This window comes from Mesorhizobium sp. WSM4823 (assembly GCF_055811195.1).
The window spans coordinates 428,484-451,821 of sequence record NZ_JBVVQL010000004.1; the positions used below are offsets into that span (position 1 = coordinate 428,484).

Below are 23,338 nucleotides of genomic sequence, written 5' to 3' on the forward strand. Positions count from 1 at the left end.
ATCCTCAAGGCGTTGCTGATTGCTTCCTGCATTTCAGCCGCTACCCCTGCGGCTGCCCAGAACGATAAAGTCCTCGCACGAGTAAACGGCGTCGACATCACCGCGGCGGATGTTGCCTTCGCCACGGGAATGTATGCGAACCGCCTTGGAGACATGCCGGAAGATGCGCGGCTCTCGGCGGTGGTGGATGAGCTGATCGGGCTGCGGCTCGCCGCCGATGCCGCCAAGGCGGCGAACGTTACCAATGACGAAGCCTACAAGCGGCAGATGGCGTTCTTCGAGGCACAGACGCTCCGCTCCGTGTTCGTGGCCCGCGAGGTCGCCAAGCGCGTGGACGAGGAGGCGGTCCGCAAGGCTTACGACGACCAGATTGGGCGGATGCCTTCTGCCCAAGAGTCCCGTCTGCGACATATGCTGCTTTCCACAGAAGCCGAAGCACGCGACGTAATCGCAGAGCTAGACGCAGGCAAGGACTTTGCGACGCTTTCCGGCGAGCGTTCGAAGGACGAAGCTTCGAAGGCAAGTGGAGGTGACCTGGGCTATTTGACGCCCGGCCTGACCATGGCTGAAATCGATGCGGCGGCAGTCGGACTTGAGCCCGGCCAGTACACGCGCGAGCCCGTCGCCAGCGCCTTCGGCTTCCACATTGTAAAGCTCGAGGACCGCCGCACCCGGCCTGCGCCCTCGTTCGAGGCGTTGTCCGGGCAGATCAGGGACTCTCTGGAAGCCGCCGCCACACAGTCCATCATGGCCGACCTGCGAGCAGCCGCGACCGTCGAGAAGCTGGTGCCGGATGTCGCTCCGCCGGCCGCGGACGATGGACATGATCACGGCGCCGAGTGAGGCGGACGGCCATGGCGACACGTCGTGCCTTCCTGCTCGGCATTTTCGGCGCGATCGCAGCGCCGGGCCTGGCGTGGGCGCACAAGCGGCGCAAGCCCTTCGTGCTTGATCCGGTCTTTCAACCGCAGTTGGTCGCGTTTCCGGGTCAATTCAAGCCCGGTGCCATCGTGGTCGATCCGGCGGCGAGATTTCTCTACCTCGTGGAGGATCTGGGTGCCGCCCGGCGCTACGGCGTCGGCGTCGGCAAGGCAGGGCTGGCATTCAAGGGGAGGGCGGTTGTAGGTCGGAAGGCGAAATGGCCGTCCTGGCGCCCGACGGACAATATGATCCGGCGCAATCCCTCCAAGTACGCCAGGTATGCCGGCGGGATGAAGGGCGGACCTCGAAACCCGCTCGGCTCGCGCGCCCTCTATCTCTACCGCGCCGGCCGCGACACCTTTTACCGCATCCATGGGACGACGGAGCCCTGGACGATCGGCAGGGCGGTTTCGAACGGTTGCATTCGTATGCTTAACGAGCACGTGAAAGAGCTCTATGAACGTGTGCCGATCGGCGCCGAAGTGTTTGTGTTGTGACGGTCCAGCACATGGACGTGCTGGTGATCGGTGGTGGCCAGGCCGGGCTCGCTGCAGGATATCACCTGCGGAACGCCGGATTGACGTTCCTTAGTGCGGGAAGATCTGTGTTGGGCGGCGACGAACGCTTCGGCCTCAGCGAGTCCTGGTGTTTCTCCAGCAGGTCTGTGAGCGGGCGATCAACCGGTCATGGCCATCTGCCGCCAGGATAAGCAGACGCCGACTGTCGAGCGTGTCATCAAACGCTGCTGCACCTTGCCGATAGGGTCGCCACACGCCTGCGCGCGAAGTCTCTCGCGGCAGCACGGTCATAGTGCGCGTGCGGTTCGCCGGCCTGCGCGCCGTGACGCGCGATCCATGACGCTCGATGTGCCGATCTCAGCCACGGTGATGCTGGCCGAGATCGGCGAGGAACTGGTTCGCGCAGCGCTTGCCGATCACCCGTAGGAGCGAACGATTACGCTGCTTCCCAAGGTCAGGCTCTTCGCCGGTGTTATGAGCATGAACTATTATGGTGAATTGGCTCGATTATGCCACCTCCTGTGCATGCTAGCGGACCCGCATATTGGCGAATAGATCGCCGGCGGACGTATTCGGACTTCCCGCGGGGCGGGATCAGGAGACCGAAATTATCGAGCGATTTGGGTGGCTTCATAAATGCCGACCGATGTCTTGGTCAGCGACGGACAGCGCTCGCCCGGACGAGACCGAGCAGGAATTGCTGCATCTGCTGCGACAGCGCAGGCTGCTCATGCTGCTTGCGCCACCTGTATGCGGCGGCACTGCTGGCCACTGTCAAGTAGATGGATGGCGTCGTGGCCGCTGACATGTTCGCCCCTGGGCTGCCCCTAACGATCAAAGCCGAACCGGGCGACCGCCTCGTGTTCGCGTCGATGTTCGCCAGTCGAATAACAAATTCCTCGCGACAGATTCGGCAGGCATCGACCTGTTTGAGGGTCAATATCCTATAGCGGGCGATCTGACGTCCAAGGTAGTTCTGTGGGACGCTGGAACGGAAAAGGACGAAGCGCCGGGGTCCCGATGAGCATGGGGTTGTTCGAGCGACAGACGACAGATTTGCCTACCCTGCGGTTTCCGATGTCATTCAGCTCACGGTTCTGCCGCGAGGAGTGAAATCGAAGTCGGGCTCTTAGCTCGGCATCGGTAAAAAGTATGAACGCATCTCCACCTGGCTGCACAAGGCTCCAGCGAAATGATGCCGGAATGCCCGATAATCCGAGGCTTTGCCCCTGAAGGTAGCATTGGCGCATCACGCTACGGCAGCAATTCGTCAAGATCGTTGGTGTCGGGCAGGCCCTGTCGATCGCGGAGCTGTGACATTTTGGTGAGCGCCTTTTCAATCGGAGCGCGTTATGCCAGACTTTCCATGATGACGTCGCTGCCATCCATCGGTCGAATGCTGGCTTTTCTTGCGGTCCTTGGGCTCCTGCTCGGGCCGCTCGCGACTCCTATGACTGACCCAGTAATGGCCGGGGCCGCGCCAATGGAAATGGCCGACGGCATGCCGTGTCCCGAAAGTCCGCCCGCGCTCCCGGATTGTGGCAAGGACTGCCCGCTGGTGGCGCTGTGCCTGACGGCATTCACTTCGGCGATGGCGTCCGCCGACGAGTCGCTTCTCGGTCCCTCGGTCATCGGAAGCAAGATTCCGCCGCATGGATATTCTCCCGGCGCCTCGCTTCACCACGAACCTCACCCCAGACCTCCCAAAGCCTGAGCCATCCGAGACGGCCAGCGGCCGTCTAACACCGTGCGAAGATTCGCGCGGCGATGGGGCGTGGCTTTTCGCCACGAGATGGCATGCGCCGGCTGTGATCCGGCGAGAACACAGGAATTTGGAAATCATGCGAATTCAGATCAATCGGCGCGCTCTGGCGGGAGCGCTCGCCGCAGTCGTTGCCGCGACCGCTTACGGTCCAGCGAATGCCGGAAGCGCGGACTATGCATTCGAACTCCTCGAGAACGAGGTCAAGCAGGGCGAAACCGCCACGGTCGCGGTGCGGCTCGTCGACAAGAGAAACGGCACACCTGTCAGCGACGCGGTCATCTTCGCCACCCGCATGGACATGGCCCCGGACGGCATGGAGGCGATGACGACGACGGTCGAGGCGATGCCTTCGGACCAGCCTGGTGTCTATCGCTTCAAGACCAACCTGATGATGGCGGGCGGCTGGCGCTTCTCGGTCGCGGCCAAGGTCCAGGGCGAAGCCGAGACGGTACAAAGCAAGCTGGTGTTGAAGGCGGTGGAATGATGGGGGCGATCGCACGCATCACCGTCCTTGCGGCCCTTTCGGCCGCGGGCGCCGGCGGGTACTGGGTTGGGCAGCACGGCCTCTCGGCGACGGACATTTCCCGGATGACGGAGACTTTCGTGGAGCGCGCACTGGGCGGCGAGCCGGAGCCGACAGCGACTCCACCTGCCGTCAGCGGTTCGATTGTCTATTACCGGCATCCAGACGGCGAGCCAGCCTATTCGGTAACGCCGAAGCGCACCGGCGATGGACGTGAATTCGTCGCCGTCCACGCCAGCGAGGACGTGAGTTTTGACGCCGTGTCCGTGCCGGAAGGCACGGAAGACAACGGTGCGAAGAATGATGCTGCGAGCATCACCTCGGGCGAGCGGCGCATCCTCTACTATCGCAACCCGATGGGGCTGCCGGATACATCTCCGGTCCCGAAGAAGGACTCGATGGGGATGGACTACATCCCCGTGTACGAGGGCGAGGCCGACGATGCGTCTGTCGTGAAGGTTTCGGCCGGGAAGCTTCAGCGCTCCGGCGTCAAGACCGCGCTGGCGGCGAAAAGCGCGATCTCGCGCCCCGTCCGGGTGCCGGGCACAATCGTCCTAGATGAACGCCGTGTCAGCGTCGTGTCGATCCGCACCGAGGCCTTCCTTGAGGAGGTGGCTGCCATCACAACTGGAGACGTAATCGAGCAGGGTCAGCCACTCGTACGCTTCTATGCCAAAGAAATTGCGGCTGCTGGAGCGCTCTACGCTGCCGACCTGAAAAGCGGCGGCGGACGCAAGGCCGCTAGCGGCAGTTTCCAGCGCCTCGAAAATCTCGCAGTCCCGGCGGAGGCGATCGAGGAAATCGAGAAGACGAAGAAAGTGCCGATATCGGTTACGCTGACGGCCCCGCGAAGCGGCGTCGTCCTCGAAAGGATGGCCGTCGACGGGATGATGGCCGAAGCAGGAGAAACGCTGTTTCGGCTCGCCGATGTCTCCGTCGTTTGGGCGGTGGCGGACGTGCCGGAATACGAGTTGAGCTCGGTTCGGGTCGGGGACAAGGCAGCCGTGCGCATCCGCAGCCTGCCGGGCAAGACGTTCGAGGGCACGGTTGGCCTGATCTATCCCGAAATCCAGGGGCAGACGCGCACCGCGCGGCTGCGCATCGAACTGCCCAATCCCGATAGGCTGCTCATGGCGAACATGTATGCCGAGGTCGAGATCGCCACCGGCGGGGCCGAGCCGGTCGTGACGGTGCCTGACGGCGCCGTCATCGACACGGGTGCCCGCCAGATCGTGATCGTCGACAAGGGTGAAGGCCGCTTTGAGCCGCGCGATGTCAAGATCGGCGTGCGCGGCGACGGCATGCGCGAAATCACGGAGGGCATCGCCGAAGGTGACCGGGTCGTCGTTTCAGCCAATTTCCTGATCGACGCCGAAAGCAATCTGAAAGCCGCGCTATCCGCACTCACGCCGGAAGCGCAGCCATGATCAGCAAGCTCATCGCGTGGTCGGCGCGCAACCTGGTCCTGATCTTCTTCGCCACTGTGCTGGCCTCCGCCGCCGGTGTCTACGCGGTACGCACCCTGCCGCTCGACGCCATACCGGACCTTTCCGATGTCCAAGTGATCGTGCTCACCGACTATCCGGGCCAGGCACCGCAGGTCGTCGAGGATCAGGTTACCTATCCGCTGACGACATCGATGCTGACGGTACCGAAGTCGAAGGTCGTACGCGGCTTTTCCTTCTTCGGCGTCTCCTTCGTCTACGTGATCTTCGAGGACGGCACCGATCCTTACTGGGCGCGCAGCCGCGTGCTCGAATATCTGAATGCCGCTGCCAGCCGCCTGCCGGACGGCGTTACGCCGGCGCTCGGGCCGGATGCGACCGGCGTCGGCTGGGTTTACCAGTATGCAGTGGTCGCCAAGGAGCTCTCACTCGCCGAACTCAGATCCCTGCAGGATTGGGTCATCCGCTTTGCCGTCTCGAAGGCAGAAGGGGTGTCCGAGGTCGCGAGCGTCGGCGGTTTCGTGAAGCAGTACTCGATCGTCGTAGATCCGTCGCGGATGCGCGCCCAGGGCGTGACGCTTGCCGATGTCGGCGAGGCGGTGCGCGCGAGCAACATGGACACCGGCGGGCGCACGGTCGAGATTTCCGAGTTCGAGTTCATGGTGCGCGGGCGCGGCTATCTAAAAAGCACCGCCGACATCGAGGCCATCGCGCTCAAGTCGATCGGCGGCGTGCCGTTGCGATTGGGCGACGTCGCCTCAGTCGAGATCGTGGCAGACGAGCGGCGCGGCATCGCCGAGCTCAACGGCGAGGGCGAGGTCGCAAGCGGCATCGTACTGCAGCGTGTCGGCGCCAATGCGCTGACCGTCATCGACAATGCCAAAGAGAAGCTCGCCGAGATCGGCAAAAGCCTGCCCGGCGGCACCGAGATCGTTCCGGTCTACGATCGCTCGAAGCTCATCGACGCTGCGATCGAAACGCTCAAGTCGACGCTGGTCGAGGAGAGCATTGTCGTGGCGTTGGTCACCATCGTGTTCCTGCTGCATGTGCGCAGCGCGCTGGTCGCCATCATCATGCTGCCGGTCGGCATCCTCATGGCCTTCGCCGCCATGAAGGTGCTCGGGCTGGGGTCCACCATTATGAGCCTCGGCGGCATCGCGATCGCCATCGGCGCGATGATCGACGCCACGATCGTCATGATCGAGAATGCCCACAAACACCTGGAACGCGCGCCTCCGGGCAAGCCCCGCATTGAGGTGTTGATCAAGGCTGCAGCCGAGGTCGGGCCAGCGCTGTTCTTCAGCCTGCTGATTATCACGGTCTCGTTCCTGCCGATCTTCACGCTGGAAAGCCAGGAAGGTCGTCTGTTCGGTCCGCTCGCCTTCACCAAGACCTTCGCCATGGCGGCGGCGGCACTTCTGTCGGTGACGCTGGTGCCGGCTTTGATGGTCGTGTTCGTACGCGGCCGCATCATCCCGGAGCACAAGAACCCGCTCAACCGGCTGCTGATCGGTCTGTATCGGCCGATCATATCAGGTGTGCTGAAAGCCAAGACCTTCACGATCCTGCTCGCCATCGCCGCTTTGGTCGCGACCGTCTGGCCGGCGCGCCAGCTCGGCAGCGAGTTCATGCCGAACCTCGATGAGGGCACGCTGATGTATATGCCGACGACGCTGCCGGGTCTGTCGGTGACCAAGGCCGCCGAACTGATGCAGATGCAGGACCGCATCATCAAGTCGTTTCCGGAGGTCGAATCCGTGTTCGGCAAGGCGGGACGCGCACAGACCGCGACGGACCCGGCGCCGACGGAGATGTTCGAGACGATCATCAATCTCAAGCCGAAGTCCGAATGGCGGCCGGGCGTGACGACGGACAGCCTGAAAGCTGAGATGGACGCGGCGCTGCAGTTTCCCGGCGTCTCGAATGCCTGGACGATGCCTATCCGCGCACGCATCGATATGCTCTCGACCGGCATTCGGACGCCGGTCGGCGTCAAGGTCTACGGCACCGATCTTTCCGAGATGGAAAAGGTCGCGCGTCAGATCGAGGCGGTGCTCAGGGCGGTGCCGGGTACGTCCAGCGCCTATGCCGAGCGGGTGATCGGCGGCTATTACCTCGACATCGTGCCCGATCGCATGGCGCTTGGCCGCTACGGCCTGTCCATCGGTGACGTCCAGGACGTTATCTCGATGGCGCTCGGCGCCGAAACGATCACCTCGACGGTCGAGGGCCGCGAAAGGTACGGCGTCGCAATCCGCTATCCACGGGCCTCCCGTAGCGATCCCGACGCGATCGCGCGAGAGGTGCAGATCGCCCTGCCGGATGGCGGCTTCGTCCCGCTCGGCGAGGTCGCCAAGGTCGAACTGACACGCGGCGCGACCTCGATCCGCACCGAGAACGGGCAACTCGCGGTTTACATCTTCGTCGACATCGCCGGACGAGACCTTGGTGGCTATGTCAGCGAGGCGCAACAGGCCGTCGCCGCCGAGGTCAAATTGCCTGCGGGCTATTCCATCGAGTGGAGCGGTCAGTTCGAGTATCTGCAGCGCGCCGAGGCGCGCCTCAAGATCGTCGTGCCGCTGACGCTGGCGCTGATCTTCCTGCTGCTCTACCTCAACTTCCGGGCGCTCACCGAGACACTCATCGTTATGCTGTCGCTGCCCTTCGCGCTGGTCGGCGGCATCTGGATGATGTGGTGGCTTGGCTTCAACACATCGGTCGCGGTCGCGGTCGGCTTCATCGCGCTGGCCGGGGTTGCGGCGGAGACCGGAGTCATCATGCTGATCTATCTCGAGAACGCATGGAACGAGGCGAAGGAGCAAGCCGAGCATCATCGAAGGCATCTGACCAAAGCCGACCTTCACAAGGCGATCATGGTCGGAGCAGTCGAGCGCGTTCGACCGAAGATGATGACCGTGGTGGCCATCATGGCGGGCCTGCTGCCGATCCTGTGGAGCACCGGTACCGGCTCGGAAGTCATGCAGCGTATCGCAGTGCCGATGATCGGCGGCATGATCTCCTCGACGCTGCTGACGCTGATCGTCATCCCTGCGGTGTACGGCATTGTGAAGGGTTGGCGCCTGCCCGAACGGACTGTAGCCGAGAGCCAACCTCGGACGATGCTGGCCGAACTTAAGCTCGCGGCAGAATAGCGAACTCCATTCATAGTGACTCATCCAAACCAGGGGAACCTGCAAACATGCGTCAGGATGAACGTCATTCTCACAATCATCCGATGACGATGACGTGAAGTAGCAATGCACTCAAGCAGTCTTGTTTTCGGCACAGTTTAAGGCGATCTTTGGTCCGCTATGAGGCACTGGTCGGTTCGACAGGTCTTCGTTTTTTTCCTCGCCGTCTTTGTGACGGCGGGCATCACTTCGTCTTATGTCCAGGCTTCCGACATGGCGGCAAAAATGGCGTCCGATATGGGCGCGATGGACAATGGCGACTGCAAAGCGTGTCTGCCGACGGGCGATGGCAATGGCAAAGCCATGATCTGCATCAGCGGCTGCGTAACTCCGGTTCTTGCTGTACTTCCGCAGGCAGAGCCCATGGCGATCGGTGAAGTGCCAATCTCCTTCACGGTGCTTCATCCGTTGCTCCACGGCACAGATCCGCTTCCCAATCCCAGTCCTCCCCGAACCACCGACATCGTCTGACGCTCCGGCTGCTGCCTAACGCCGCTAGCCGAGCGAAAGGACGCGTCTATGCAATCGTCTGATCGGAGGGGTGTTCCCTACGGTCAAAGGCCGGCGGCGCGTTCCCACATCCACGATGATCGGAAGGGTCGAACGTGAGTATCGATTTCAGTCATCCCATATCGCGCCGGGGACTGCTCCTGGCGGGAGCTGGACTCGCTCTTGCGGCGCCGCTGCAGCCGCCACTTGTGCGAGCCGCAGGGTCCAAGGAACTCCGCCTCGCCGCTGAGCCGGCCCGCGCGCAGCTTGCCGGCGCAGACCACCCCCCAACTGATGTTTGGGCCTATGACGGCAGCATTCCCGGCCCGACGCTTCGCCTTCGCCAGGGTGAGCCGGTCCGCTTCCTGGTCGAGAACCGCCTCGACCAGGACACGACCGTACACTGGCACGGCATCAGGCTGCCGAACGCCATGGACGGCGTGCCGGGCCTTACGCAACCGCCGATCCGACCGGGAGAATCCTTCCTCTACGAATTCACGCCGCTCGACGCTGGAACCTTCTGGTACCACCCGCACGCCAACAGCCTGGAGCAGCTCGGCCGCGGCCTTGCCGGCGCTTTGATCGTCGAAGAACCGGAGCCTGTTCCCGTCGACCGCGACGTTCTCTGGGTGTTGGCGGACTGGCGCATTGACGAACAGGGCCAGATCGCGCCCGGTTTCGGCAACATGATGGAAGCCGGAATGTCGGGAAGGGTCGGCAACACGGTTACGCTGAACGGCGCTGTCCCATCCGACCAGCCAGCCCGCGCCGGCGAGCGCATCCGCCTGAGGCTGCTGAATTCCTCGCTGGCGCGGATCATGGCTCTGCGTTTCGAGGAGCATGACCCGGTGATCATCGCCCGCGACGGGCAGCCCTGCGATCCGCACCCGGTCGAGGACGGCCGCTTGCTTCTCGGCCCTGCCATGCGTGTCGATCTTCTGGTCGACATGAAGGCTGAGCCCGGCGGGCGCTACCGGATCACCGACGACTTCTACGAAGGGCTCGGATACGACCTGACGCGGTTCACCTATTCCAGCGAGGTTCCGCTCCGGACCACGACGCCGGACTTGTTCCGGCTCCCGCCGAATCCTCTGCCCGAGCCGGACTTGGCGGCTGCCGAGCGCCGTGAGCTGACCCTGGAGGGCGGCATGATGAGTGGGCGTGGCATGATGGGTGGCGGAGGCATGATGCAAGGCGGCGGCATGATGCACGGCATGGGCGGGATGTCCGGCATGGGGCAAGCCGTCTGGTCGATCAACGGCACATCCATGACCGGCGACAGTCACACGGGCATGGCGCCGCTGTTCAACCTGGCGCACGGGAAGAGCCACCTCGTCACGATCCGCAATAGGACCGCGTGGTGGCACCCGATGCACCTGCACGGCTTCAGCTTCAAGGTGTTGACGCGCAACGGGTCCGCCGTGCCGCACAGCCAGTGGGCCGACACGGTGCTGCTTGCCCCCGAGGACGTCGTCGAAATCGCCTTCGTCGCGGACAATCCCGGAGACTGGATGTTCCACTGCCATGTCACCGACCACCAGACGGCGGGCCTGATGACGGTGCTCCGCGTTGTCTAGAGATCCGAACCGAGAAAGGAAACGAATATGCTACGCATCCTTGTCCTGACCGCGCTTATGGTCGCAGGGCTCTCCTCCGCCCAGGCCGAAGAGACGCTCAAGGCGACGCTCTACAAGAACCCGCAATGCAGCTGCTGCGAAGGTTACGCCGACTACCTCCGAAAGAACGGCTTCGAAGTCGACGTCAAGCCGACGAACGACCTCGCCTCGATCAGCAGCAAGGCGGGCGTCCCCGCGAACCTCCAAGGCTGCCATACGATGTTCGTCGACGGCTATGTCGTTGACGGGCACGTTCCCGTGAAGACCGTCAGGAAGCTGCTCTCCGAGCGGCCCGACTTTGCAGGTATCACTCTGCCCGGCATGCCGATGGGCTCTCCCGGCATGGGCGGCGGGAAGACCGAGCCGTTCACGATTTACGCAGTCACCAAGGACGGCAAGCCGCCCACGGTCTACTCAACCGAATGAGGCCATGGCGATGGGAACCGACATCCTCGAATGCAGTTTCAACGGCTTGCTTGCTATGGCATTCATTTCGGCCGGCGGCACGCTCGGCCTGCTGGTTCTGCTGCTCGCGATCGCGGCACTTGGTCGGTACGCACTGACCGGGCGCCGGACCAACCGCCCGAGCGCGCCATGACCGCCGGTGATGACATCCGAGCCACTGCAGGTCCGCCCGCAGTCGGGCGGCGCATGCTGCCGCGCCGGCTGGTCGTACTCTTGCCGGTGACGCTTTTCGCCATGCTTGCAGGCCTGCTCGCGTGGGGGCTTACGCGCAACGCAACCGACATTCCCTCGGCGCTGATCGGCAAGGCCGTGCCGGAGTTCAGCCTGCCGCCGGTCAAGGGCCGCACCCTTGGGCTGTCGAGCAGCGACCTTCGCCACGAGGTCTCGCTGGTCAACGTCTTCGCTTCCTGGTGTGTGGCATGCCGCGAAGAACATCCCGTGTTCATGCAATTGGCAGCAAGCAAGAAGGTGCCGCTGCATGGACTCAACTACAAGGACCGGCCTGACGATGCGGCGCAGTGGCTCGACACGATGGGCGACCCCTACACGCGGACCGGCGCAGACCTGAATGGCCGCGTCGCCATCGACTGGGGCGTCTACGGCGTGCCGGAGACCTTCGTGGTCAGCGCCGACGGACACATCGCCTACAAGCACATCGGCGCGGTGACGGAGCAGGCGCTCACCGAAACCATCTTGCCGCTCGTCGAGCGCCTGCAGACCGAAGCGAAGGAACGGCAGCCATGAAGACGCTCGCTCTCGCTTTGCTCGGCATGTTGCTCGCTCTAACCCAAGCGACATTGGCCACCGAACCGCCAGCCAACTTTGCCATCCATGAGACACCGCAGCCAGTGCCGGAAATCTCGTTCCAGAATGCGGACGGCCAGTCCAAGACGCTCGCCGATTTCTCCGGAAAGGTCGTGCTGCTGAACATCTGGGCGACGTGGTGCGCCCCTTGCCGAAAGGAGATGCCGACTCTCGATCGCCTCCAGGCTGAGCTCGGCGGACCGGATTTCGAGGTCGTCGCGCTGTCGGTCGATCGCAAGGGACACGAAGCCGTGAGGAAGTTCTTCGACGAGATCGGCATCAAGCACCTCGCGCTCAACATCGACACGTCGAGCAAGGCGATGTTCACCCTCGGCGCGTTCGGCCTCCCGCTGACGCTCCTGATCGACCGCCAGGGCCGCGAAGTCGGCCGAGTCGTCGGCCCGGCCGAATGGGATTCCCCCGAGATGCTGGGGTTCATCCGTGATCGCATCGCAGCCAAATGAAGGAGCCAGACATGACCACGACCGAATCCTCCCAGCCGTCCGACGCTTCGCTCGGCAGCGATACTTTTCATGCCGTTCGCTACTACCTCGGCGGCTGGCGCGGCCCGGTCGCACTGACTGCCGTCGTCGCCGTCATCGGGATTGCATTCGGCTGGGGTTGGCTGGTGGCCGCCGGAGTTGCGCCGCTCATTCTCAGCGTCCTTCCCTGCGTCGCGATGTGCGCGCTCGGCCTCTGCATGAGCCGGCTGACTGGTCGGCAATGCTCGACCGATGCCATGTCGCAAAAGGCCGTCGAGCAGGCCGGGGCTGAGTCCGATCCCACGGAGCTGCGATCAAGCCGTGATTGAAGCAAAATCGGTCCAGAGCGTCCTCTGCAGACCTGCCACTTCCGGAGGTTTGACGCGCTTCTTTACACTGTGGATCGCGGTCCTGGTGTGGGTCTTGGCGTTCGCGCCCACAGCGCAGACCCACTCGCTTGACGAAGTCGATGCTATGCTCGGCGACAAGGAGAAGTATTTCCAGGTCATCGACAAGCCGGCGCCGGATTTCAAGCTGCAATCATCCGATGGCCGCGCGGTCCAGCTTGCGGACCTTCGCGGCAAGGTCTTGATCTTGCATTTCATCTACACGTCCTGCCCCGACGTCTGTCCACTGCACACCGAGCGGCTCGCACAGATCCAGGCGATGGTGAACTCGACGCCGATGAAGGACCGCGTCAGGTTCGTCACCATCACCACCGACCCATCGAAGGACACGCCCGAGGTGCTGCGTGACTACGCCGCCGCGCGTGGGCTCGACACCGCGAACTGGCTGTTCCTGACCACGACCCCGGATCAGCCGGAGGACACAACCCGCAAGCTGGCGGAAGCCTTCGGCCACAAGTTCAGCAAGACCGACGACGGTATGCAGATGCACGGCATCGTCACGCACGCCATCGACAAAGGCGGCCGATGGAAGGCGAATTTCCACGGTCTCAACTTCGATCCCGTCAACCTCGTCACCTTCGTCAACGCGCTCACCAACGATGTCGGCGTCCCGCATGGTCACGAGAAGAAGAGCTGGCGGAGCTGGATGTGGGATTGGTGATGAGGACCGACATAGGCAAGCCGATCCGCCCACAGCTGGGCGGCAACACGGAACAGGGGAGGCTTTCATGACAAGCATCGGCACGTATCTACGAGTCATCATTTGGTTCGCACCCGCCCTTCTGCTGAGTGCCATCGTGTTTCAGGCGCCGGTCCGCGCCGACAGCATGCCCCAGGCGGAGTTTGAACAACGCGTCCGCGACTATCTTCTGGCCCACCCGGAAGTCGTCGTAGAGGCCTTGCAGGCATATGACGCTCGCCAGAGACAAGCCCAAGAAGACCAGATACGCGCCATCCTGGCCGAGCGGGCCGACGAAATCTTGCGCGACCCGGTGAGCCCGGTCGGCGGCAACGCCCAGGGAAACGTCACCCTGGTCGAGTTCTTCGACTATAATTGTTCGTACTGCCGGCAGATGATGCCGATCATGGCGCAGGCCGAGGCTGCGGATCCCGAGTTGCGGATCGTCTACAAGGAATTTCCGATCCTTGGTCCGGACTCCACCTTCGCGGCCAAAGCGGCGCTCGCCGCTCATCGGCGGGGAGGCTACGTGAAATTCCACAGAGCACTGTATCAGGTGAAGAGCAGAGTGACAGAGGCGGTCGTGCTCAAGGCCGCAGCCGAAGCCGGCCTCGATGTCGAGCGCCTGAAGACCGACATGGAGAGCCCCGAGATCAAGGCTTCGATCGGTCGCAACCTGCAGCTCGCTCAGGCGCTCAACATCAACGGCACGCCGGGATTTGTCGCCGGCAAGCAGGTTTTGCAGGGTGCGACCGACCTAGCGACGTTGATGCAAGCCATCGAGCAGGCAAGGAAAGAAGAATGACGCAGTCGCCGAAAAACGAAAGGCTCTGACCGGTGCTCGAGATTTCCAACATCGGCGTGCTGACGGCCTTCGTGGCAGGCATCCTCTCGTTCCTGTCGCCCTGCGTGCTGCCGCTCGTGCCGGGATACGTCTCCTATGTCGCCGGCCGGAAGCCGACGGCCGTGGCGCCCGACAGCGCGTTTTCACCCAGCTTGCCGGCAATGGGTCTCAGCCTCTGTTTCGTGCTCGGATTCTCGACGGTATTCATTGCCCTCGGAGCTAGCGCGACGGCACTGGGTCAAATGCTTCTCAGCTACCGCGTCGAGCTCAACCTCGTCGGCAGCGCGATCGTCATCCTGTTCGGGCTGTTCCTCACCGGCCTCCTTCGTCCGTCCTGGATGATGCGCGAGGCGCGGTTTCATTCCGACATGCCGGGCGGACGTGCAGCATCGGCCTATGTTCTGGGGCTTGCCTTTGCCTTTGGCTGGACGCCGTGCATTGGACCGATCCTCGGCGCGATCCTGACGGTCGGCGCAGCATCTGCCACTGTCGGCCAGGGCATTGCGCTGCTCGCGATCTATTCGCTCGGCCTCGGCATACCGTTCCTGCTCGCCGCCCTGTTCACCGACGGTCTTGCCAGGCGGCTGAAAGCGCTGCGCCGAGCGGGCTGGATGCTCCAGCTCGCCGCCGGCGGGATCATGGTCGTCATGGGCCTCGCCATGATCACCGGGCAGATGTCGGCTTTTTCGTTCTGGCTGCTGGAGAACTTCCCGATGTTTGCGCGCATCGGCTGAAGAAAGGAGCACGAAAATGATCAGGCACGTGGAATGTCGATGCAATCTCTCCCGTCGAGACTTTTCGATCGCGGTGGGTCTTTTCGCACTGAACTTGGGCATGCCCCGGCTTGCGGAGGCTGCCGGGCAGCAGACCCTCGACAAGCGCTTCGAGTTCCTGAGCACGCATGGCAATAGCACCTGCTCGCCGGCATTCACCGATTCGATCGCCAAGATGTCGACTGTCGCGCGACTGCAGGGATCCTGCTGCTCGCCGATGGACAGGCATCGTTATGGCGAGCAGGTGGAGGCGCTGAAGAATTATGCTTCCATCCCCGAGATCCCGCCGGACCCATACGATATCGCGGCGGGTGCCGCGCAAAAGGCGATGAGCTATTTCGACCTGGCTCTCTCGCCCGACGAGCAGAAGGCCTACCAATATGCGATGGACAACTCAGACGAGAAGGGGCCGTGCTGCTGCCAATGCTGGCGCTGGCGGGTCTATGGCGGCCTCGGCAAGTTCCTGATCCGCGAGCATCACCTCACTGGCGAGCAGGTCGTCGATATATGGAACCTGTCGAGCGGCTGTGGCGGAGGCGCGGAGCACCATCACGGCTGAGGAGCCGTCCTTCGTACCCCCAGCGGTCAATGTGCCGAGCGCTTCGGCCGATGTCGCGAGTCGTCGTCGATCAGGAGAACGGCCTCTGTGAGTACCCCTTCGCAAGGGCAGCTGGCATTCAGACGTTCCAGGGCTTGCAGGATCAGCTCTGCCACTTCGAACTCTCGTTCGCGCAGGGCCTGTTTGAAAGTCAGGGCAATGGTCTCAGCGAGCAGCGGTTGGTGCGGAGTCATTGTACGGCTTCCTTCGACCGGCAACGCATCGACGCTACGGCTTCCAGCCAATGGAAGGTCAAGCCGAAAATTGCTCGTCACTTCGCGGCGACGACCTATTTTTGTTTGGATCTAGCGACTGAAAAATAGCTTGCTGCCGGCTGCCGGTGAATAGAGGCGAGCACGAATGGCGGAACACAAAGGCACAGTGATCGTGACGGGCAGCACCGGCTTCATCGGTTCTGCGCTCATCAACAACTTCGCGGGGCCGTTCTCCCTTGTCGGCCTGGACAGGGCAGCAACACGCCAGCCACCGCCCGCTGCGGAGTGTATCTGTATCGACCTGACGTCCGAAGAAGCAATTCCTGCCGGCCTGCAGCGCGTTCGGGCGGCCTACGGCACCCGCATAGTCTCGGTGATCCACCTTGCCGCTTACTTCGATCTCACTGGCAAACCGAACCCGCTTTATGACGAGATCACCGTCCACGGCACCGAAAAGCTCCTGCGCGCCCTTCAGTCGTTCCAAGTCGAGCAGTTCGTCTTTGGCAGTTCGATGCTGGCACACAAGGCAGGTCGAACGGGTGATTTGATCACAGAGGATTCACCGCTGGAATCGGACCTCCCTTACCGTGCTTCCAAAATCGAGGCCGAGCGCCTGATACACAAGCAGCACGGGCCTATCCCTGTCGTCTATCTGCGACCAGCCGGCGTCTATGACGACCTCTGCCACAACGCCTTTCTCGCCAATCAGATTGCGCGGATTTACGAGAAGAATCCGACAGTGCGTGTCTATCCAGGCGACCTGCGTACCGGGCAGTCGTTCCTTCACCTGGACGATCTCACAGACGCAATCGCGCGTCTGATCGAGCGGCGCAAGAAGCTCCCCTCCGAACTGGCGCTGCTTCTCGGTGAGCCGGAGGCAATTGGCTACGGCGAGCTGCAAGCCGGGATCAGTCGGTCAATTCATGGCGAGATCTGGGAGACGCGGGAAATTCCAAAGGCTGTCGCCAAGGCTGGCGCATGGGTTCAACAGGAAGTGCTTGGCGAAGATTCCTTCATTCGATCCTGGATGGTCGATATTGCCGACGACCACTATGCGGTCGACATCAGTCGTGCTCGCAAGCTCCTGGGGTGGAAACCGAAGCATTCATTACGCGCGACGCTTCCGCGGATGATCGACGCGCTCAAGGCAGATCCGGCCAGTTGGTACCAGACAAACAAACTGAATGCGGCCAAGGTAGCTGGCAAGGGGAGGCAAGCGCGCAAGCGGGCTGAAGAGGCCCACGCAGAACACCAGGGAATGAAGCACGGGCACGTGGCCGAGATGGCGGGGATAGGCCAGCAGATGCTCTGGGCGCATTTTTTGGTCATCGCGCTCGGCGTCTGGCTGCTCACGAGTCCATTTCAGTTCGCGCTGTTCGATCCGGCTGCTGCAGGAACAGTTCGGGACGTAACCCAAGAGCGCGGATTGTGGGAGCCGGCTCAGCGCAACGCGCTGACGGGATGGAGCGACATTGTCTCCGGCCTGCTGCTGATGCTGTTCGGCTCACTCTCGCTGTCGCCGCACTTCTCCTGGGCGCAATGGGGGACGACCGTTGTCGGCCTCTGGCTGTTATTCGCATCACTGTTCTTCTGGACGCCAAGCGCGGCTGCTTACATGAACGACACGATCGTCGGAGCCCTGGCGATCGTCTTTTCGGTGCTCGTCCCGATGATGCCGGGAATGAGCCACGAAGGTATGATGGACGAGAGTACGGTGCCGCCTGGCTGGACCTACTCGCCTTCTTCCTGGCTGCAACGCTGGCCGATCATTGCGCTCGGCTTGTTCGGCTTCCTCATCGCCCGCTATCTCACTGCCTATCAGCTCGGGCAGGTGAGCGCGGTTTGGGAGCCGTTCTTCTCCGGTGGAGACGGCAAGAATGGAACGGAGTTCATCATCACATCCGACGTCTCGCAGGCATGGCCGATCGCCGACGCCGGGCTGGGCGCCACTACCTACATGATCGAGGCGTTGATGGGTGCCATGGGCACGGCCTCGCGCTGGCGGACCATGCCGTGGATGGTGACGTTCTTCTTCATCCTTGTGGTGCCGCTCGGCGGTGTGTCGATCTTCTTCATTATCATCCAGCCGATAATGATCGGCACCTACTGCACGCTGTGCCTGATCGCAGCCGTCGCCATGCTGATCATGATCCCGCTCACGCTCGACGAGGTGGTCGCGATGGGCCAGTACATGCTTCGCAGCTTGCGGGAAGGCCGGCCTTTCTGGCGCACTTTCTTCCAGGGCGGACCTGATCCGAGCGGTGGAGCAGACGAGAACGATCCCGGCTTCTCAGCACCTCTTGCCGTACAGACCGCGGCCGCAGCACGCGGCGTTACGGTCCCCTGGACCTTGCTGGCGAGTTGCATCCTTGGCGCGTGGCTGATGTTTTCGCCGCTGGTCTTCGGCACGTATGGCGCCATCGCCGACAGCGATCATCTCGTGGGCGCCATGATCATCACGATAGCGGTCTTCGCCATGGCCGAGGTGGCGCGGCCGTTGCGGTTCCTTAACCTGCTGTTGGGGCTGTGGCTGATCGCAGCTCCGTGGCTGCTTGTGGGTGGAACGGCAGGTTCAGCCTGGAACGACATCGTCATCGGGCTTGCCGTGACCGGCTTCAGCCTGCCGCGTGGCCGGAGAGGCAAAGAACACTATGGATCGTGGGATCAGTATGTTGTCTGAACGAGAGATTGCCTTTGCTCATCCTTCCTTTGACTGCATGTCGGCAGAACCGGCTGGATATCGCCGCGCATTTTCTGCGTGCACTCGAGACTTTGGAACAGGAGCCCGGCATTCGATAACACGCACGCTGTCGACGCGCCTTGATGGAGGCTTATGACGAGTTGGCTCTACAGCAGTGATGTCCGGCAGCGTCGCTGCGTTCGCTAATGACCGTGCTCACAATCGAGGAGTTCGACCATGATGGAAGGTACCGGCGGTATGTGGATGATGGGCGGCATGGTCCCGGTCTGGATCCTGACTGTCGTCATCCTCGTGCTCGGAATTGCAGCACTCATCAAATTCCTGCGGAACTGAGCCGGCCGGTCGCTTCGCGCGCAGCACCGCGGCCAAACCGGGTGAAGCCAGCTACGCCTCTTTCGGCTGTACGACCATCATCGCATGGATTGCGGCGGCGACCCTGTCGGCTGCCGAGATCAGGACGCTGTCAAGATGATGAATGTATCGGCTGGTGATTGAGCCCGCTGCATGACCCAACATCGCTGCAATCGTCGGTTCAGTATAGCCGAGCTCTCCGGCTACCGAGGCGAAGGAATGCCGCAGGGTATGGGGCGTCACGCCCTCGAGTTTCGCCTTCTTTGCAATCCGCTTCCAGCCCCTTGCCATTCCGCCAAACACCTGCCCGTCGCGCACGGGTGCGAGCACGGTCGGGCAGTCTTCCACTGCCTCAATGGTTGCGAGATAGTCCAAGACCGTCCGTCCGATCGGCCGCAGCGATGCTCCCTCCTTGCTGTCCTCCAGCCGGAGACAGCCACCTGCCCGATCCACCTCGACGTGCCTCAGGTGGATGATCTCCCCCAACCGGCAGCCCGTGAGGGCGAGCAGCCAGACTGCATCGATCAGTTGCGGCGTCTCTTCCTCCGCTCGTGCTTCCGCCAGCGCTTGGCCGAGCCGTCCATAGTCTTCGGGTGAAAGCCGACGGCGGCGACGCCCATCCGCGGGGCGCTTCACGCCGTGCACCGGATTAGTCTCGATGATGCCCTGGTCGACCGCGAAAGAGATGATGCCGCTCAGCAAGCCGGTCGTTCGTGCCGCGGTGCCTGCCCCGCCCTTCACAATCGATTTGCCGCGTTTGACGGTCTTCTCCACCTTGGCGGTCTTGCCACTCGCCACATCCCTCAGGAAGCGGTTAATGTCAGCCTTGCTGAGATCGACAACGCGCATCGAGCCGAGCAGCGGAATGATGTGCCGGTTGATCCGTCCCCGGTCAGTGTAAAGGGTGCTCACCTTTTTGGAGCGGTTTCCCTTGCCGAGCACCAAGCCTTTCTCGGCTGCTGCAAGATAGTCTTCACACAGCTCGCTGACTGTGATCGATCGACGGCGTGTTGCCCGATCGTCGGCAGGATCCCTGCCTCTCACGACACCGCCAAGCTCTGCCATAGCCAGCTTGCGCGCCTGCTCCACGGTGAGCGGTCCATGCCGCCCAATGGTCATGCGTTTACGGACGCCGTGGACGTTGCGATAATCGACGAAATAGGTGCGCGTCCCACTCGCCTGGATGAAGATGCCGAAGCCCTTGAGTTCACTGCACCAGATGGTGAACTGCTTCTCACGTGGGACGGCCTTATCGACGATGGTCTTAGTCAACTTCGGCACAGCCCGATCCTTTGCTCACCATGTACTCACCAGATCGAAGCTGGTGTTAGTGCGGCTTAGCGTACAGACGGTCGGTATCAAATTCAACAAGTTATTGTTAATATGGGCGTTTTCGCACGCTAGCGAGGTTTCGGCGGCACGCTTCGGTGTGGGGAATTGGCACTCCGAAGGCAGAGGTCACAGGTTCGAATCCTGTCGGGTGCGCCAATAGTTTCAATAAGTTAGCCTCAGGCACACCCGCGATTGTGCGAAGGCTGCTCACCAATCGCTCGCACGCTCTGGCGTAGATTGGCGAAGATGGAGCTTTGATTCTGGTGAAGGGAACGCCAGCAGGAGACCGGCTCTACGCCGCAGTTGATCTGATTGTCTATGGCAGCCCTGCACCAGTCAGCCAAACCTGCCGGACGACGAGAGTACGCACTCGGAAGGTGAGAGTTTGACCCGAAGCAGACCCTCGCAACCGGAGCCGTGCATGACAGCTTTGCGCCTCATGTAGATCATTCCGGCCGACTTGGCCGCCTACCAAAAGTTTCTGGTGCCGACGCTGAGGTCGCGATTGCGTCAAAGGCAGACACTTGCACGCAGGACTCGGCGGCCGCCCTATTTATTCGAGCAGCGCGGCACCCAAGACGAACCTTCATAATCCAGATTTTCACCGACCCCGCCGCACTCCCTCGCAACTCGACATACCGTAATTGCGGGGGGCGCGAGTGCCGCTGCCGAACGCCGCAAGCGGCAGGTGCTGGCGCAGGCGAGTCCTGGCGGCTGCCGATCGATCCCAAGCTCGCCGCCTGCAAGACCGCTCATCGGCCGAAATCGTCGCTCGCCAGCGATCAAATCCGCCGGCGGGTCCGTCAAACTTCTGTCCTCGATCGGAATTCATCCGATGCGCCTTGCGCTGGAGCGCTACGGTGCGCGCGAGGTTGTCCGCATCTATATCTGGGATCTGACCCACGGAGGCGGTCACCGTTCCAAGCACGAGTTTCGCATCCAGATTGCGGGTATCTGATCCTTTGAACTCGAGCCCTAGACGGCCGTTACCATGGCGACCGCCTCTTCACCCTTCTTATTTGGGTAACCTACCATCTGGGCGTGAGCCAATCGATTGCGAGCTTTGCTTAGTGCGTGAAGCCGGTTGTTCAGGCCCTTCCAACGCTGCAGATATGTCGGGTGTTTCGACAGCGCCGTCTCTTCCTTTGATGTCCCGTCCATCAGTTCCCCGCTCTTGTTGCCTATGATGTGGTTCGGGCGCAAGACTGCGGGCTACCTGTTTCTAGCGAGAACGCAGATCCACTTTCATTGCGGTGCGCTCCAAAGGACCGTCCGTCTCCTTTCGACCTCTCATCGGGAGATTCGTATTTGCCAAACGATGTAAGCTTTGTCAGCTTCGCCACGCTTGTCGTCGCTGTAAGCAGCTTCTTCCTGGCTTTCGCCATTCTCATCAACCCATACGAACAAAAGCTCCCTGGCGTCGGTGCGGCGTTCAAATACGCCGTGAAGATATTTGCCGTATTGCTCCTAGCGCGTGGCTACACACTGACCGGACACCCATTCGCCGCATCGGTTTTGGCCGATTTCGCATATGGATTGGCTCTGGGGCCGGCATTTTCCTTATACACCCTTGTGCGCGGCGGAAATGCGATTACCAGATGGTACATCGGCAAAATGGAGGATTTTGCAGACGGGTTCTTCGCCGCGATCATCGTCGCGGTGATAGCGTTCGTGCTTAGTTTTGTCACGAGCCGGGACCTCGGTAACGCCATCATGTGCGTCCTGGCAGCTCCCTTGGTCTTTGGAAAGATGGGCAAGTTCGCCCTAGCTGCCGACGGCTACACGCGCCATCTCCGCATTCAATCCATCACCCGGCGTTTGCTTGTCTTCTTACCAGCGCTGGCGGTCACAGGCTCACTGTTCCTCCAGATTTTGCCATACTTCCAACTCTCAACAGCAACCATCACTGACCGCCTTCTCGGTCTGGTTCTCGGCGCGCTGCTGTGCTTTCTCTGACCCCGATTTTCAGGCTGTGACCTGCCACTCATCCAGCGGCGACTAGAACCTTGGACGTTTCCGCCACGCCGCACTTCGCCGCAAGGCTTCATCTACCCAACTCCCGACGAAGCGGAGATCCCGTGCCGCACACAACCACCAACGTTAAATTCGCGCGGGTCAGGAAAGTCCTTGCGTTCTCCGCCGCGAAGCGGCCCTCAGCTAAAACCAGCGCTCGTAGCCGAACCTGAGCGCCGGTCCTAACAGAAGGGAAGGGGACAACTCACTCGTCGCGCACGGGGTACAATCTGCTCACCGCGTGCGTGATTTATGCCGGCGGATATAGGCGGCCCTTACGGGCCGCGCTGATTTCGGATTCATTCTGCTGGTAGGACGACTACAGCGATACCACCGATGATCAAGGCGGGGTCCGCGGGGTCTTCTTTGCCCTTGGGAATGCGGCGCTGGATCACCTGCAGCACGCCGAAGGTGTTGGGCTTGAGGTCAGTGTTCAGCATGAAATTGAGGAACAGCGGGCGGATCTGCTGTTCCTCGAGGGCGAAAACCAGCGAGGTGCTGGAAAGTTCATCGGGTTGCTCGGCCAGCTTGGCCTCGACGTCGAGCGGCACGTAGTCACCGCGATCGACGCGCCGGATCAGGCGATCGATAACGGCGTCTTCCGGGGGCGACACGAAGATCTCGAATTCCACGAAATCGGGAAATGGATTGCCCGCGTCGAATCCGATCGAGTGAATCACCGATGCCTGCGCCGGCTGGAAGCTGAGGTTTTCCTGCGCCCAGTGCCGGTATATGCCCGGGCTCGCCTGTTCGAGGTACAGCGCTTCGTCGAGCTCGCTGCGGACGCGGGCAATCAGGCACTGGTGGTTATCGGCGTCCGGAGGAATCTTTATCGTGGTCTGCGCGGTCGCCACCGCGCGGTCACTGATGGTTTCAGGCACGCTGTCGTCGGTCGGCGGTCCGACATCGACCGGCAGGTTCGAGATCACTGGGTCACGCCCCGCCATGCTGAGTCCGGTGCTTGGTTTGATCAGCCAGACATCGACGATGGCCCGTCCGAACTCCGCGAAATTGCCGACCCAGACCCTGACGTCGAGATCCTCTCCCGGCTCGTAGTCGCTGTGCTCGATGCCGGCGCAGATGTAGTTGATCTCCGGGGGCTCGATCGGGCGGTGTCCCTTCTCCGCGATATCGGCGTCGGAATACGGAATGAAGAAACGGGGGCCGGACTTGTCGCTATCGGGCATGTGTCATTCTCCTCTGTAT

At 62.1% G+C, this 23,338-nt stretch carries 23 protein-coding genes; 21 read left to right on the forward strand and 2 right to left on the reverse strand.

Going from position 1 to position 23,338, the window contains the following annotated elements; genetic code table 11:
- Positions 1 to 12: 12 nt before the first annotated feature.
- From AC0L26_RS14120 to AC0L26_RS14210, 19 genes are all read left to right on the forward strand, one after another.
- Entirely contained in the window at positions 13 to 843 is an 831-nt protein-coding gene (locus tag AC0L26_RS14120; protein WP_473633058.1) for a peptidylprolyl isomerase, read from the forward strand.
- Between the two features lie 11 nt (positions 844 to 854).
- Positions 855 to 1,418 carry a L,D-transpeptidase gene (locus tag AC0L26_RS14125; RefSeq protein WP_473633059.1) on the forward strand — a complete coding sequence of 188 codons (564 nt, stop codon included), beginning with the start codon at positions 855 to 857 and terminating at the stop codon, positions 1,416 to 1,418.
- A gap of 11 nt (positions 1,419 to 1,429) precedes the next feature.
- Complete coding sequence (locus AC0L26_RS14130; protein ID WP_473633060.1) at positions 1,430 to 1,630, forward strand: FAD-binding protein; 201 nt, start codon at positions 1,430 to 1,432, stop codon at positions 1,628 to 1,630.
- A 1,650-nt stretch (positions 1,631 to 3,280) separates the two neighbouring features.
- Positions 3,281 to 3,688 carry a FixH family protein gene (locus tag AC0L26_RS14135; protein ID WP_473633061.1) on the forward strand — a complete coding sequence of 136 codons (408 nt, stop codon included), beginning with the start codon at positions 3,281 to 3,283 and terminating at the stop codon, positions 3,686 to 3,688.
- Positions 3,685 to 5,154, forward strand: a complete 1,470-nt coding sequence (locus tag AC0L26_RS14140) for an efflux RND transporter periplasmic adaptor subunit (RefSeq protein ID WP_473633062.1) — start codon at positions 3,685 to 3,687, stop codon at positions 5,152 to 5,154. Before AC0L26_RS14135 ends, AC0L26_RS14140 begins: the two co-directional genes overlap by 4 nt.
- Positions 5,151 to 8,324 (forward strand): efflux RND transporter permease subunit, encoded by a 3,174-nt coding sequence (locus AC0L26_RS14145; RefSeq protein WP_473633063.1) that lies wholly within the window; start codon positions 5,151 to 5,153, stop codon positions 8,322 to 8,324. Before AC0L26_RS14140 ends, AC0L26_RS14145 begins: the two co-directional genes overlap by 4 nt.
- A 159-nt stretch (positions 8,325 to 8,483) precedes the next feature.
- Positions 8,484 to 8,834, forward strand: a complete 351-nt coding sequence (locus tag AC0L26_RS14150; protein ID WP_473633064.1) for a hypothetical protein — start codon at positions 8,484 to 8,486, stop codon at positions 8,832 to 8,834.
- A 134-nt stretch (positions 8,835 to 8,968) separates the two neighbouring features.
- Positions 8,969 to 10,429: a multicopper oxidase family protein gene (locus AC0L26_RS14155; protein WP_473633065.1), complete on the forward strand. Its 1,461-nt coding sequence runs from the start codon at positions 8,969 to 8,971 to the stop codon at positions 10,427 to 10,429.
- A 57-nt stretch (positions 10,430 to 10,486) separates the two neighbouring features.
- The gene (locus tag AC0L26_RS14160; RefSeq protein ID WP_473633217.1) at positions 10,487 to 10,894 is read left to right on the forward strand and encodes a DUF411 domain-containing protein; all 408 of its coding nucleotides are present in this window, start codon (positions 10,487 to 10,489) and stop codon (positions 10,892 to 10,894) included.
- A gap of 4 nt (positions 10,895 to 10,898) precedes the next feature.
- Positions 10,899 to 11,066, forward strand: a complete 168-nt coding sequence (locus tag AC0L26_RS14165; RefSeq protein ID WP_473633066.1) for a hypothetical protein — start codon at positions 10,899 to 10,901, stop codon at positions 11,064 to 11,066.
- Positions 11,063 to 11,677, forward strand: a complete 615-nt coding sequence (locus tag AC0L26_RS14170) for a DsbE family thiol:disulfide interchange protein (protein WP_473633067.1) — start codon at positions 11,063 to 11,065, stop codon at positions 11,675 to 11,677. Before AC0L26_RS14165 ends, AC0L26_RS14170 begins: the two co-directional genes overlap by 4 nt.
- A complete protein-coding gene (locus AC0L26_RS14175; protein WP_473633068.1) occupies positions 11,674 to 12,201 on the forward strand; it encodes a TlpA family protein disulfide reductase in 528 nt (175 codons plus the stop codon). The genes AC0L26_RS14170 and AC0L26_RS14175 overlap by 4 nt, the downstream gene beginning before the upstream one ends.
- An 11-nt stretch (positions 12,202 to 12,212) precedes the next feature.
- Positions 12,213 to 12,548: a hypothetical protein gene (locus tag AC0L26_RS14180; protein ID WP_473633069.1), complete on the forward strand. Its 336-nt coding sequence runs from the start codon at positions 12,213 to 12,215 to the stop codon at positions 12,546 to 12,548.
- 85 nt (positions 12,549 to 12,633) lie between these two features.
- Complete coding sequence (locus tag AC0L26_RS14185; RefSeq protein WP_473633218.1) at positions 12,634 to 13,287, forward strand: SCO family protein; 654 nt, start codon at positions 12,634 to 12,636, stop codon at positions 13,285 to 13,287.
- A 67-nt stretch (positions 13,288 to 13,354) separates the two neighbouring features.
- Positions 13,355 to 14,110 (forward strand): DsbA family protein, encoded by a 756-nt coding sequence (locus tag AC0L26_RS14190; protein ID WP_473633070.1) that lies wholly within the window; start codon positions 13,355 to 13,357, stop codon positions 14,108 to 14,110.
- A 32-nt stretch (positions 14,111 to 14,142) separates the two neighbouring features.
- Entirely contained in the window at positions 14,143 to 14,883 is a 741-nt protein-coding gene (locus tag AC0L26_RS14195) for a cytochrome c biogenesis CcdA family protein (protein WP_473633071.1), read from the forward strand.
- A 100-nt stretch (positions 14,884 to 14,983) separates the two neighbouring features.
- Complete coding sequence (locus AC0L26_RS14200) at positions 14,984 to 15,481, forward strand: hypothetical protein (protein ID WP_473633072.1); 498 nt, start codon at positions 14,984 to 14,986, stop codon at positions 15,479 to 15,481.
- A gap of 50 nt (positions 15,482 to 15,531) precedes the next feature.
- Entirely contained in the window at positions 15,532 to 15,843 is a 312-nt protein-coding gene (locus tag AC0L26_RS14205; RefSeq protein WP_473633073.1) for a hypothetical protein, read from the forward strand.
- Between the two features lie 37 nt (positions 15,844 to 15,880).
- Positions 15,881 to 18,415 carry an SPW repeat domain-containing protein gene (locus AC0L26_RS14210; RefSeq protein ID WP_473633074.1) on the forward strand — a complete coding sequence of 845 codons (2,535 nt, stop codon included), beginning with the start codon at positions 15,881 to 15,883 and terminating at the stop codon, positions 18,413 to 18,415.
- 405 nt (positions 18,416 to 18,820) lie between these two features.
- On the opposite strand, the gene AC0L26_RS14215 is transcribed toward AC0L26_RS14210, so the two are convergent.
- Positions 18,821 to 20,068: a tyrosine-type recombinase/integrase gene (locus tag AC0L26_RS14215; RefSeq protein WP_473633075.1), complete on the reverse strand. Its 1,248-nt coding sequence runs from the start codon at positions 20,066 to 20,068 to the stop codon at positions 18,821 to 18,823.
- Between the two features lie 886 nt (positions 20,069 to 20,954).
- On the opposite strand from AC0L26_RS14215, the gene AC0L26_RS14220 reads away from it, so the two are divergent.
- Complete coding sequence (locus tag AC0L26_RS14220; protein WP_473633076.1) at positions 20,955 to 21,077, forward strand: hypothetical protein; 123 nt, start codon at positions 20,955 to 20,957, stop codon at positions 21,075 to 21,077.
- Between the two features lie 350 nt (positions 21,078 to 21,427).
- Positions 21,428 to 22,075, forward strand: coding sequence for a hypothetical protein (locus AC0L26_RS14225; RefSeq protein WP_473633077.1), 648 nt, complete (start codon positions 21,428 to 21,430; stop codon positions 22,073 to 22,075).
- Between the two features lie 356 nt (positions 22,076 to 22,431).
- Here the strand turns inward: AC0L26_RS14225 and AC0L26_RS14230 are convergent, their stop codons facing one another.
- Positions 22,432 to 23,319, reverse strand: coding sequence for a hypothetical protein (locus AC0L26_RS14230; protein ID WP_473633078.1), 888 nt, complete (start codon positions 23,317 to 23,319; stop codon positions 22,432 to 22,434).
- Between the last annotated feature and the right edge of the window lie 19 nt (positions 23,320 to 23,338).

Coding starts and splice junctions, on each gene's coding strand:
- AC0L26_RS14125 (WP_473633059.1), top strand. CDS start 855: ATGGCGACACGTCGTGCCTTCCTGCTCGGCATTTTCGGCGCGATCGCA.
- AC0L26_RS14130 (WP_473633060.1), top strand. CDS start 1,430: ATGGACGTGCTGGTGATCGGTGGTGGCCAGGCCGGGCTCGCTGCAGGA.
- AC0L26_RS14135 (WP_473633061.1), top strand. CDS start 3,281: ATGCGAATTCAGATCAATCGGCGCGCTCTGGCGGGAGCGCTCGCCGCA.
- AC0L26_RS14140 (WP_473633062.1), top strand. CDS start 3,685: ATGATGGGGGCGATCGCACGCATCACCGTCCTTGCGGCCCTTTCGGCC.
- AC0L26_RS14145 (WP_473633063.1), top strand. CDS start 5,151: ATGATCAGCAAGCTCATCGCGTGGTCGGCGCGCAACCTGGTCCTGATC.
- AC0L26_RS14150 (WP_473633064.1), top strand. CDS start 8,484: ATGAGGCACTGGTCGGTTCGACAGGTCTTCGTTTTTTTCCTCGCCGTC.
- AC0L26_RS14160 (WP_473633217.1), top strand. CDS start 10,487: ATGGTCGCAGGGCTCTCCTCCGCCCAGGCCGAAGAGACGCTCAAGGCG.
- AC0L26_RS14165 (WP_473633066.1), top strand. CDS start 10,899: ATGGCGATGGGAACCGACATCCTCGAATGCAGTTTCAACGGCTTGCTT.
- AC0L26_RS14170 (WP_473633067.1), top strand. CDS start 11,063: ATGACCGCCGGTGATGACATCCGAGCCACTGCAGGTCCGCCCGCAGTC.
- AC0L26_RS14175 (WP_473633068.1), top strand. CDS start 11,674: ATGAAGACGCTCGCTCTCGCTTTGCTCGGCATGTTGCTCGCTCTAACC.
- AC0L26_RS14180 (WP_473633069.1), top strand. CDS start 12,213: ATGACCACGACCGAATCCTCCCAGCCGTCCGACGCTTCGCTCGGCAGC.
- AC0L26_RS14190 (WP_473633070.1), top strand. CDS start 13,355: ATGACAAGCATCGGCACGTATCTACGAGTCATCATTTGGTTCGCACCC.
- AC0L26_RS14200 (WP_473633072.1), top strand. CDS start 14,984: ATGCCCCGGCTTGCGGAGGCTGCCGGGCAGCAGACCCTCGACAAGCGC.
- AC0L26_RS14205 (WP_473633073.1), top strand. CDS start 15,532: ATGTCGCGAGTCGTCGTCGATCAGGAGAACGGCCTCTGTGAGTACCCC.
- AC0L26_RS14210 (WP_473633074.1), top strand. CDS start 15,881: ATGGCGGAACACAAAGGCACAGTGATCGTGACGGGCAGCACCGGCTTC.
- AC0L26_RS14220 (WP_473633076.1), top strand. CDS start 20,955: ATGCGCCTTGCGCTGGAGCGCTACGGTGCGCGCGAGGTTGTCCGCATC.
- AC0L26_RS14230 (WP_473633078.1), bottom strand. CDS start 23,319: ATGCCCGATAGCGACAAGTCCGGCCCCCGTTTCTTCATTCCGTATTCC.